Origin of the sequence: Rhizobium sp. RAF56, assembly GCF_052113965.1 — a bacterium.
Taxonomy (GTDB): Bacteria; Pseudomonadota; Alphaproteobacteria; order Rhizobiales; family Rhizobiaceae; genus Rhizobium.
Map to the genome: position 1 here is coordinate 19,879 of NZ_JBFRDU010000048.1, position 10,417 is coordinate 30,295.

General features: G+C 61.3%; 11 protein-coding genes. All 11 read left to right on the forward strand.

Features of this window, described 5'->3' with window-relative positions:
- Nucleotides 1-174: 174 nt before the first annotated feature.
- Nucleotides 175-1,209 (forward strand): ABC transporter substrate-binding protein, encoded by a 1,035-nt coding sequence (locus AB4048_RS25715; RefSeq protein ID WP_442204820.1) that lies wholly within the window; start codon nucleotides 175-177, stop codon nucleotides 1,207-1,209.
- An 8-nt stretch (nucleotides 1,210-1,217) separates the two neighbouring features.
- Nucleotides 1,218-1,376, forward strand: a complete 159-nt coding sequence (locus AB4048_RS25720) for a hypothetical protein (protein ID WP_442204821.1) — start codon at nucleotides 1,218-1,220, stop codon at nucleotides 1,374-1,376.
- Between the two features lie 32 nt (nucleotides 1,377-1,408).
- On the forward strand, nucleotides 1,409-2,506 hold the full coding sequence (locus AB4048_RS25725; protein WP_442204822.1) for an ABC transporter ATP-binding protein: 1,098 nt from the start codon (nucleotides 1,409-1,411) through the stop codon (nucleotides 2,504-2,506).
- A 3-nt stretch (nucleotides 2,507-2,509) separates the two neighbouring features.
- Nucleotides 2,510-3,436: an ABC transporter permease gene (locus tag AB4048_RS25730; RefSeq protein ID WP_442204823.1), complete on the forward strand. Its 927-nt coding sequence runs from the start codon at nucleotides 2,510-2,512 to the stop codon at nucleotides 3,434-3,436.
- Between the two features lie 12 nt (nucleotides 3,437-3,448).
- On the forward strand, nucleotides 3,449-4,246 hold the full coding sequence (locus tag AB4048_RS25735) for an ABC transporter permease (RefSeq protein ID WP_442204824.1): 798 nt from the start codon (nucleotides 3,449-3,451) through the stop codon (nucleotides 4,244-4,246).
- Between the two features lies 1 nt (nucleotide 4,247).
- On the forward strand, nucleotides 4,248-5,063 hold the full coding sequence (locus AB4048_RS25740; RefSeq protein ID WP_442204825.1) for an enoyl-CoA hydratase-related protein: 816 nt from the start codon (nucleotides 4,248-4,250) through the stop codon (nucleotides 5,061-5,063).
- A gap of 42 nt (nucleotides 5,064-5,105) precedes the next feature.
- The gene (locus tag AB4048_RS25745) at nucleotides 5,106-5,894 is read left to right on the forward strand and encodes an enoyl-CoA hydratase/isomerase family protein (RefSeq protein WP_442204826.1); all 789 of its coding nucleotides are present in this window, start codon (nucleotides 5,106-5,108) and stop codon (nucleotides 5,892-5,894) included.
- Between the two features lie 10 nt (nucleotides 5,895-5,904).
- The gene (locus tag AB4048_RS25750) at nucleotides 5,905-7,062 is read left to right on the forward strand and encodes an acyl-CoA dehydrogenase family protein (RefSeq protein ID WP_442204827.1); all 1,158 of its coding nucleotides are present in this window, start codon (nucleotides 5,905-5,907) and stop codon (nucleotides 7,060-7,062) included.
- 26 nt (nucleotides 7,063-7,088) lie between these two features.
- A complete protein-coding gene (locus AB4048_RS25755; protein ID WP_442204828.1) occupies nucleotides 7,089-7,748 on the forward strand; it encodes a TetR family transcriptional regulator C-terminal domain-containing protein in 660 nt (219 codons plus the stop codon).
- A 99-nt stretch (nucleotides 7,749-7,847) separates the two neighbouring features.
- Entirely contained in the window at nucleotides 7,848-9,989 is a 2,142-nt protein-coding gene (locus tag AB4048_RS25760; protein ID WP_442204829.1) for an acetate--CoA ligase family protein, read from the forward strand.
- A 69-nt stretch (nucleotides 9,990-10,058) separates the two neighbouring features.
- Nucleotides 10,059-10,417 (forward strand): electron transfer flavoprotein subunit beta/FixA family protein (locus AB4048_RS25765; protein WP_442204830.1); only part of this gene is annotated, 359 nt, incomplete at its 3' end.

Here is a 10,417-nt window from a genome sequence, read left to right on the forward strand (position 1 = left end):
TAATGAAAAGCAATTGTTGGCCCGGCAGACGTTGCTGCCCAAGCGATCGGCCGACCCTAGCAAAAATGTGTTATACGTCCAGCCCATTTTCTCAAATAAAAAGTTGGACGTCCATAAAAATTATGATAGCCCTATTCGCGGCCGGTAATGCGGTCGCCTTGAGGGAGGAGATTCATGAAAATTCGTGCATCGTACGTCGTTGGAGCGTGCGTTCTTTTTGCGCTGCCGGCCGTCGCCAACGAGACGGTCAGCTATGCATCCTATGGTGGCGCCTATCAGGAAGGGGTTCGCAAGGCGATCCTCGACCATCTGCCGAAAGATCACGGCATGGATGTCAAGGAATACACGCTGCAAAGCGGGATTACCGACATTCGTACCCGCGTGAAGGGCGGCGCCAACGAGATCGACGTCGCCGAGCTTTACGGCGGCTATTGCAAGCAGGCAGGCGATGAAGGGCTTCTCGAGAAGCTCGATTTCGACAAGATTCCTAATGCAGCGGGCATTCCGGAGAAGCTTCGCTCCGACTATGCGATCGGCTTCACGGCCTATTCCACGGTCATTGCCTACAACAAGGACGTCTATAAGGACAATCCGCCGAAGGATTGGGCCGATTTCTTCGACACGAAGAAATTCCCCGGTTCGCGCGCCGTGTCGGGCTATAGCGGCCAGAGCAACCTGGAGGCGGCGCTGCTCGCCGATGGCGTTTCGCGCGACAAGCTCTACCCGCTGGATGTCGACAAGGCGTTCAAGAAGCTCGAACAGCTGAAGCCGGATATCTCCGTATTCTGGGATTCTGGCGCACAGGCGACGCAGCTTGCGACGAGCCAGGAGGTCGACATGATGACCATCTGGGCAGCGCGCATCGAGGCCGCCATCAAGGAGGGCGCGCCGTACGCCTATACGCTCAACCAGGGTCTGGTTGACGTCGAATGCTTGGTCGTTCCGAAGGGTTCGCCGAACAAGGAAGGCGCCATGCGGCTGATCAACCACCTGCTGGATCCGCACTATCAGGCAAACCTTCCGGACTTCATCCCCTACGGGCCGATGAACCAGGACGCCTTCAAGCAGGGCCTCATTCCGCCGGAGAAGGCAGCGAAGGTCGTAACCAGCACCGAGAACCTGGCCAAGCAGGTCTTCATCGACGCTCCCTACTGGGCAGGACATGCCACCGAGCTGCAGGAACGCTGGGACAAGTTCAAGCAGCAGTAAGGAAAACCGTGCCCGAGGAAATCGGGCACGTTTCGGAGGCGGCGCAGACAGCGGTCTGCGCCCGCCAGACGCTAAAGCAGTTCCAGGAAAAGCGTGAAACGGTTTTCCGTCCGGAACTGCGTGAAAACAAAAAGATAGAGCGGATCTGCGAACCAAAGAAAAGCTGATCTGCTCTGGCAAGAATTGTGGGATTGCTTGGATGACGTCTGCAGCATCGACGGCACTGCCGGTCTATATTTCGTCGCTCACCAAAGACTATGGCGCTTTCCGCGCGGTCGACGATGTCTCGCTCGACATTGCGGCGGGAGAGTTTCTGACGCTCCTCGGTCCTTCCGGCTCCGGCAAGACGACTTTGTTGATGATGCTGGCAGGCTTTGCACGGCCGAGCGCGGGCTCCGTCCGTTTGGGCGAGCAGGAAGTCATTCACCTGCCGCCGCACAAGCGCAACATCGGCATGGTTTTTCAAAACTACGCGCTCTTTCCCCACATGACCGTCGGTGAGAACATCGCCTATCCGCTCAAGCTTCGATCCATCGGGAAGGCAGAGCGAGAGGCCCGCGTTCACCGCGTGCTCGATCTCGTCCAGCTCGCCGGCTACCAGGACCGGCGCATCACCGAGCTGTCCGGCGGACAGCGTCAACGCATAGCGCTTGCCCGCGCCATCGTCTTCGAGCCCCGCATCCTTTTGATGGACGAACCGCTTTCGGCGCTCGACAAGCAGCTTCGCGAGGCCATGCAGATCGAAATTCGCCGGCTCCACGATCGTTTGGGAACGACCACCATTTCGGTGACGCACGATCAGCGGGAAGCGCTGACGATGTCGGATCGCATTGCCGTCTTCTCTCGTGGCAAGCTCGCCCAGGTCGCAACGCCGCCCGAGCTTTATGAAAGGCCCGCCAGCCGCTTCATCGCGGATTTCATCGGCGAATCGAGCTTCATTCCGGTGAAGAAGACATCCAGCGGTCTGGCCTACGGCGATCAGCCCTTGCGGTTGGCGGAAGCATTCGATGCGGCAAGCGGTGATCCGGTCCTGATGTTGCGACCGGAACGCCTCGACATCGTTGCTCCCGGAGAGGTTGCCCGGGACAATTGCACGAACGTTTTCTGTGGTCTTGCCAAGAGCGTCGTTTTTCAGGGCGAAAGCCTGCTCGTCGAGGTGGGGCTCGATCAGGGCGACGTGGTGCTGGTGCGCCAGTCCAACCGCACCCGCGAGGCCACAAAGAGGCTCGCCGCGGGCGACCGTGTCGATCTGGTTCTTCATCAAGCCGATGCACGCATCGTGAGCGCGGAGGGTTGAGCGATGTCGTCAGCGGCTAGCGCACTTTCCGGCCATTTTCGCCCGGACGCATCCGAGGCGCGCCTCTTGGAGAATGCACGCGCACTTGAGAAAGATCGTCGACGGGAGAATGTCCAGCTTCTGAGGCTTTCTCTTCCGGCACTCGCGATCGTCGTCGTCCTGATGGTCGCGCCGATCGCCTGGCTCTTCTCGCTCTCCTTCATAGGTGCGGACGGCGGCTTCAGCTTTGAAAACTACACCCGGATCGTGACCGACGGCGCATACCTGTCGATCTTCGCCACAACCTTTCAAGTCGCGGTGATCGTCACCGCGCTCTGCGTACTTCTTGGGTATCCGGTCGCCTACGTGCTGACGATCTTGCCCGATCGCTGGGCTCGGATCCTGATGCTGGCGGTGCTCGTGCCTTTCTGGACGTCGTTGCTGGTGCGCACCTATGCCTGGCTGGTCCTGCTGCAGCGGCGCGGCATCGTCAACGACACGCTCGAAATGCTCGGCCTCATCGACCGTCCACTGGCTCTCGTTCACAACATGACCGGCGTCACGATCGGCATGGTGCACATCGTCCTGCCGTTTCTGATCATGCCGCTCTACGCCTCGATGAAGGCGATCGACGGAAATCTCATGCGGGCGGCCGCCAATCTCGGATCGTCGCCAAGCCATGCTTTCTTTCGTGTTTTCCTTCCCCTCAGCGTGCCCGGACTGATTGCCGGCGCGATCATGGTCTTCGTCATGTGCCTCGGCTTCTACATCACGCCCGCCCTTCTCGGCGGCGGCAAGGTGCAGATGATCGCACAGCGGATCGAGCAGTCTGTCGCGCTCTTTCCGACCTGGGGGCCCGCGTCCGCCTTGGCAGTCGTGCTTCTTGTCCTGACAGGCGGTTTTCTGATCCTGAGCTGGCTCATCGTGCGCCGCCTTTCGGCCAATCATTGAGGAGCGCCGCCGATGGAATCTCACGTCACCCACAGGCAGCGGATCTGGCTCTACGCGCTGACGGCGCTGATCCTGCTCTTCCTCGTCGTACCGACGCTGATCGTCGTGCCGATGTCCTTCAGCTCGTCGAACTCGCTCTCCTTCCCGCCGCCGGGTTGGTCGCTGCGCTGGTACGAAAACTTCTTCAGCCAGGACAAATGGCTGATGGCCGCGCTGGTGTCGTTGCGGGCTGCTCTGGGCACGATGATCGTTGCGACGACCGTCGGCACTGCCGCTGCCTATAGCCTTCACGTCGGCAAGTTCGCTCTGCGCGGGACGATCTACAGCACGCTCGCCGCGCCGATTGCCATTCCCGCCATCCTGCTGGCGATCGGCCTCTTCTTCGTCTACGCCTCGGCAGGCCTCCTGAATACCACGCTTGGCCTGATCATCGCCCATACGCTGGTCGCGATACCCTTCGTCCTCATCACGATGACAGCTGGTTTCAAGTCCTATGACCTCAACCAGGAAATGGTGGCGCGCAGCCTTGGAGCCAGCCGGTTTACCGCCTTCGTGACGGTTACGCTGCCCCAGGTGAAGTTCTCGGTGATCTCGGCAGCACTCCTCGCCTTCATCGTCTCCTTCGACGAAGTCGTGGTCTCGGTCTTCGTCTCGGGCGGTGACGCTTCAACCCTGACGAAAGTGATGTTCCAGACCTTGCGAGACGACGTCGATCCAACGATCGCCGCCGTATCGACCCTGATGCTGGTGGTCGCAACCTTGCCGCCGCTCGTCCTGCAGCTCGCTACCAACCGCAAGCGTGAGAATTGAAATGCTGGAAAAACTGAACAGTGAGCTTGCGGGCTTCGTCGAACTCCGCCGCGAGGGCCGCGTCCTCGAAATCCGCATGGTGAAACCCAAGGTCAATGCCATCTGCCGGCAGCTGAGCCGCGCCATCGAGCGCGCCGCGGTCTACTTGAAGGACGACGACGATCTGCAGGTGGGGATACTTTCGAGCGGCCAGGAGAAGGCTTTTTCCGCCGGTCTCGACTTCAACGAAGCAGGTTCATCGGATGAAAGCTTCGACGGTCCGGCCAAGGGCGGTTTTGGCGGCATCACCAAGCTGTGGGACCTCAAGAAGCCCCTGATCGCGGCAATCAACGCGCCGGCGATCGGCGGCGGCATGGAACTCGCTCTGGCTTGCGACCTGATGGTGATGGCCGAGAACGCGTATTTCGAACTGCCCGAATTGCAGCGCGGCCTGCTGCCGGATGGCGGCGGCCTGCAACGGCTGCCGCGGCGGATACCTTACAACGTGGCGACGGCCATGATCTGGACGGGCCAGCGGATGACGGCCGCCGAGGCAGTGTCCTGGGGTCTCGTTCACCGCATGGCGCCAGCCTCCGAGCTTCGCGCTCTCGCCTTTGCCATCGCTCAGAAGATGACGCTCGACGCACCGCTTGCCCAGCAGGCCTTCAAGGAGGTGCTGCGCAACGTCGACGGGATGGCGGACCGCAAGGCGATGGAGATCCGCGCCGACAGCGGACCGGAATACGCCACCTATGCCCGCATGCTCGCATCGGACGACATGCTGGAAGGACAGAGGGCCTTCCTGGAGCGTCGGGCTCCGCGATGGACGGGCCGGTAGGTGCAACGAATTCAACAGTTTGAACAGTTGAGGGATTGAAAAATGTACAAATATATCGAGACGGAACGTCACGACGCTGTTGCGGTCATCGCGCTCAATCGTCCGGAAGCACGCAATGCGCTTGGAATGGGGCTGACGATCGAGCTGCGCCGCGCTGTAAAGGAAGCGGCTGCCGACACCGGCGTTCGCGCCTTGATCCTGACGGGACGCGGCGGCGCGTTTTGCGCGGGCGCCGACGTCAAGGAATGGGCCAACAAGGTCGAAGGCGACGATCCGTGGCCGGATATGAACTGGATGGAGGAATCGCTCAAGCTCATCCAGGATGTGCATAACCTTGCCAAGCCGACCATTGCCATGATCGACGGCGCGGCCGTCGGCGCCGGCCTCGACATGGCGCTCTCCTGCGATTTTCGCTACGCATCCGAGCGCTCGAAGTTCATCTGCTCCTACACGAACGTTGGCTACTCGCCGGACTGCGGCGGCACCTGGCTGATGCCGCGCGTCATGGGGCTCGAGGCGGCCAAACGCTTTGCCTTCACGGGCGAACTGTGGAACGCGCAGATCGCCCTTGAGAACAGGCTGATCTCGCACGTCGCCACGCAGGCAAACCTCTTTTCCGAAACGCTTGCCTTCGCCCAGCAGCTCGCCGCCGGCCCGACCGTCGCGATCGGCCTGGCGAAAAAGCTCATGAATACGTCCTTCACGCGCTCTCTTGCCGAGCAACAGATCGAAGAAGTGGCGGCCGGACACATCTGCGCAACGACAAAAGACCACGTCGAGGGACTGGCGGCTGCCAACGAACGCCGCGCTCCCAAGTTCATCGGCGCCTGAGGAGATAGAAATGGATTTTAGTCTGAGTTTTGAGCAAGAAGCTCTCGTCCAATCGCTGACCGAATTCGTGGAGAAGGAACTTTATCCGCACGAGGACATCGTCGAGGAGTTGCGCAAGGTTCCCGAGGAGATCGCGCAGGACATCCGCCGGAAGGCGAAGGAAGCCGGATTCACGGCTATGAACATGCCTGAGGAATGGGGCGGTCCAGGGCTGGATCACCAGACGCTTGCCCAGACCGAACGTGTACTGGGCAAGCCTTCGGCAGCGTTGTCGCTGCTGATCAAGCGCCCGACGCCGATCCTGCTGAAATGCCAGGGCGCCCAGATCGAAGACTACCTACTGCCCACGATCCGGGGCGACAAGACCGACTGCTTCGCCCTGACGGAGCCGGGCGCCGGTTCGGATGCGCGCGGCATCGTCACCAAGGCGGTTCGCGAAGGCGGCGAATGGGTCATCAACGGCGTCAAGCAGTTCATCTCGCATGCCGATGACTCCGACTTCATCATCCTGATCGCAGTCACCGGCGTCGACGAAACGCCGAAGGGGCCGCAAAAGCGGTTCACGGCTTTCCTTCTCGACGTCGATTTGCCGGGCATCCGGATCGAGCCGATGAAATCGATCTGCACGCGCGGCTACAATCCGAACATGATCTATCTGGACAACGTGCGCGTTTCCGACGGCAAGATCCTGGGCAATGAGGGCGAGGGCTTCTCGATGGCCAACGACTGGCTCTATTCGGGTCGCGTGAACCTTTCGGCACACTGCCTGGGCCGGGCTGAGCGCATTTTTCAAATGACCTGCGACTGGGCGGCCAACCGCAAGGCGTTCGGCAAGACCATCGGCGAGTTCCAGGGAACCGGGTTTAAGATCTCCGACATGGCGCTCGATATCCGTCTCGGCGACCTGATGGTGAAGGAAGCCGCCTGGAAGATCGATCAGGGCCTCATGGACCGCGCCCAGGCGTCGATGGTGAACCTCTACTGCTCTGAAATGGTGTTTCGCGTTGCCGACAATGCCGTTCAAATCTTTGGCGGCATGGGGGTAATGGAGGATTTCCCGATCCAGCGGTTCTGGCGCGATGCGCGCATCGAACGGATTTGGGAGGGAACGTCGGAAATCCACCGTGATATTATCGCCAAGGATACGCTGCGGGCCCACCGCCAGTAGTTCGGCGTTGCGACAGAGGATAGGGGATGAAGCGGGCAGAGAAGAAAGTCCTGACACTTGAAACGCGGCGGCGCGACCTGACGGCCGCAACGCTCGTATCGATCCGCAAGCACGGGTACATGAACTCCACGATCAACACGATCAGTGAAGAGTCCGGCCTGTCTCGTGGACTGATCAGCCACTATTTCAAGAACAAGGACGACCTTATTCTGTTCGCTTTCCGCTACCTCACGGAACTGCTGGAAGACTTTCATCGTCAGGTCGTTCGCGCTTGGGGTGGGGTCACGCACTTCGAAAAGCTTCTTGCATCGGCAATGGTCCCGTTTCTGCGGGACCAGCACCGCGAGGTCTGGCTGCATTTTTGGAGCGCCTCCCGCCTGCAGCCCGAAGTCGCCGAAGTGCACCGCACGCTCTGGGGGCGCTACCGCGCCTCCGTCGAGCGTCGAATAACGGCGGTCGCTGAAGAGCATGGGCTCACGCTCAACATCCGCAGCACGACGCTGATGTACACCCAGTTGATAGACGGCCTCTGGATCGGCCTGGTGCTGGAGAACGCCTATGACGAGGCGACCTGCCGGATGATCCTCAGGGACTGGCTCTGCGATGTCTTCCGCCAAGATCCGGAGAAGCATCCGGCCGATCCGCCGTTCGACTTGGCCAGCATCCAATCGCCTCTCACGGTTTGAAACATAGGGCAGGCGCGGTATCCGCGCCTCCGATGTCCAGCCCGCCGGCATTGACCGGCCGGGCTCCACATTGTCACGAGCTATAAAAGGCAACACTTCATGTCACTGTCATCGAGCAAAATTCAATCCAGCAGGCTTTCCGACGCCAAGCGAGAAAACTTCCGTCGACTTCTCGCGCCGCGCCACATCGCTCTCGTCGGCGGCAGCTACGTCGAGCTTACGCTGCGCAACATCAAGCGACACGGCTTTCAAGGCGAGGTCTATGTCGTTAACGGCAAACGGGAGGAGATCGGCGGATACAAATGCTACCGCAGCCTCTCCGATCTGCCGGTCTCGCCCGATGCAACCTATCTCGGCGTCAATGCCGATGTAACGGTCGCTGCGCTCGCGGAACTGAACCAGATAGGGGCGGGGGGCGTCATCTGCTACGCCTCTGGCTTCTCGGAACTTGGCGAGGCGGGCGCCGAACGCAACCGGCAGCTTATCGCCGCGGCTGGGGACATGGCCGTCGTTGGTCCGAACTGCTACGGCCTGGTCAACTATGTAACGCACGCGAGCATGTGGCCGTCAGGCTATCAGGCGCTGTCGACGAAGCGCGGGGCGGCCGTGGTCGGCCAAAGCGGCAACGTCTGCATCCATCTCACCTCCAACCAGCGTTCCGTTCCCTTCAGCTATCTCATCAGCGCCGGCAATCAGGCGATCCTCGGGTTCGAGGACTATATCGAGTACCTCATCGACGATCCGAACGTCACCTGCATCGGCTTGTTCATGGAGGGGATCCGCGACGTTCCGGCCTTTTCCGAGGCTTGCCTGCGAGCGCGGGCCGAGGGAATGCCGGTCATCGTCTGCAGGTCCGGGCGCTCGGAACTCGGGGCTGCCATGGCCGCGAGCCACACGAGCTCGCTTGCCGGGCAGAACGAGTACTATGACGCGCTCTTCGATCGCCTCGGCGTGATCGTCACGGACACCGTCCCGCAGTTCCTGGAAATGCTGAAGATGGCCTCGGTCACGCCCTCACTGGAGGGCAGGCGGATTGCCGTGTTCTCCAGCTCGGGCGGCGACAACGGTCTCGCTGCGGACTATTGCTCCTTTGCCGGCCTCGAGCTTCCGCAGCCGACGCGCCAGCAGATCGACGCGATCAAGCCGTTGCTGCCCGATTATGGTCACGTCTCGAACCCGCTCGACTTCACCGCGGGCTACTGGGGCAATGAAGCGCTTCTCACCCCGATGTTCACCACCATGCTCAAGGGCGGCTACGACAGCGGTCTGATGGTCATGGATCATCCCTCGCCGAAGGTCGCCGAAGATGCGGGCGAGCCTATTCTCGCGATGATCCGCGCCCTTGCCGCCGCCGGCAAAGCCACGGGAAAACCCGTATTCATGGGATCGGTAAATCCAGAATCGATCCCGGAAGATGTGCGTGTATGGATGCTTGAGCTCGGCGTCGTGCCGCTGCAGGGACTGCATGACGCAGCCAAGGTCATCGGGCTGTGGGCCGCGCATTCCGAACTCGTGCGCCGCGACAAGGATGCGGGAGGCCCTCCCGCCGATCTCGCGCTCTATCCGGTGGTCGCTGGGTCCGACGAGAGCCGAACGGTCAACGAAGTGGAGTCCAAGCGTCGCCTCGCCGCCCGCGGACTGCAGGTGCCGGCAGGCCGGGTGCTGACGCGCGATGAAATCGACGCGCTGCCTGAGAAGCTGGAGCAGCCGGTCGTCCTCAAGGTCCTGCACGACGATCTGCCGCATAAGACCGAAGTCGGCGGTGTCGCACTCAATCTTCGCACGCGCGCCGATCTGCAGGCGGCGGCGGACCGCATGCTGGACAGCGTCTCCGCCCACGCGCCTGGCGTGGTCCTTGAGAACTATCTCATGGAGCCGATGCAGGCTCCGCCGCTCGCCGAACTCATCGTCGGCGTCAAGCGCGACCCGCTGTTCGGCATGGTCCTGGTCGTCGGTGCGGGCGGCATTTTCGTGGAGCTGCTCAAGGATGCCAAACCGCTGCTCTTGCCGGTTTCGCGCGGTCAGGTCGAAGCGGCGCTGCGCAGCCTCAAGACGTTCCCGCTGCTCGATGGTTTCAGGGGCAAGCCGCGTGCTGATCTCGAACCGGTGATCGATGCGATCATGGCGATCGCCAGCTACGCCGGTGACGCTCGCGAAACCTTGGCGGAACTCGATGTCAACCCGCTGATGGTCTACGAAAAAGGCGCCGTCGCAGTGGACGCCCTGATCGTCGAATCCTGAGAGCGCCACGCCGCTGTCTGGCCCGGCGGTGTCCGGGCCTCAAACTATCAAACAGAAATGGAAGCTATGATGGCTGATGTAGGAAAGATCATCGTCCCAGTTAAGCGTGTCGTCGACTACAACGTCAAGATCCGGGTGAAGCCGGATGGGACGGGTGTCGATCTCGCCAACGTGAAGATGTCGATGAACCCGTTCGACGAGATCTCGGTGGAAGAAGCGCTGCGGCTGAAGGAAGCCGGCAAGGCGTCGGAAGTGGTGGTGGTGTCGATCGGACCTGTCAAGGCCGAGGAGACGCTGAGGACCGCGCTTGCCATGGGCGCCGACCGGGCGATCCTGGTCGAGACCGATGATGCGGTCGAGCCGCTGGCGGTCGCCAAGATCCTGAAGGGCGTCGTTGCCGAGGAGCAGCCGGGCCTGATCATCGTCGG

Excerpts from the sequence above, each read along its gene's own strand:
- AB4048_RS25730 (WP_442204823.1), top strand. The coding sequence starts at position 2,510 with ATGTCGTCAGCGGCTAGCGCACTTTCCGGCCATTTTCGCCCGGACGCA.
- AB4048_RS25745 (WP_442204826.1), top strand. The coding sequence starts at position 5,106 with ATGTACAAATATATCGAGACGGAACGTCACGACGCTGTTGCGGTCATC.
- AB4048_RS25750 (WP_442204827.1), top strand. The coding sequence starts at position 5,905 with ATGGATTTTAGTCTGAGTTTTGAGCAAGAAGCTCTCGTCCAATCGCTG.
- AB4048_RS25760 (WP_442204829.1), top strand. The coding sequence starts at position 7,848 with ATGTCACTGTCATCGAGCAAAATTCAATCCAGCAGGCTTTCCGACGCC.
- AB4048_RS25735 (WP_442204824.1), top strand. The coding sequence starts at position 3,449 with ATGGAATCTCACGTCACCCACAGGCAGCGGATCTGGCTCTACGCGCTG.
- AB4048_RS25725 (WP_442204822.1), top strand. The coding sequence starts at position 1,409 with ATGACGTCTGCAGCATCGACGGCACTGCCGGTCTATATTTCGTCGCTC.
- AB4048_RS25740 (WP_442204825.1), top strand. The coding sequence starts at position 4,248 with ATGCTGGAAAAACTGAACAGTGAGCTTGCGGGCTTCGTCGAACTCCGC.
- AB4048_RS25755 (WP_442204828.1), top strand. The coding sequence starts at position 7,089 with ATGAAGCGGGCAGAGAAGAAAGTCCTGACACTTGAAACGCGGCGGCGC.
- AB4048_RS25715 (WP_442204820.1), top strand. The coding sequence starts at position 175 with ATGAAAATTCGTGCATCGTACGTCGTTGGAGCGTGCGTTCTTTTTGCG.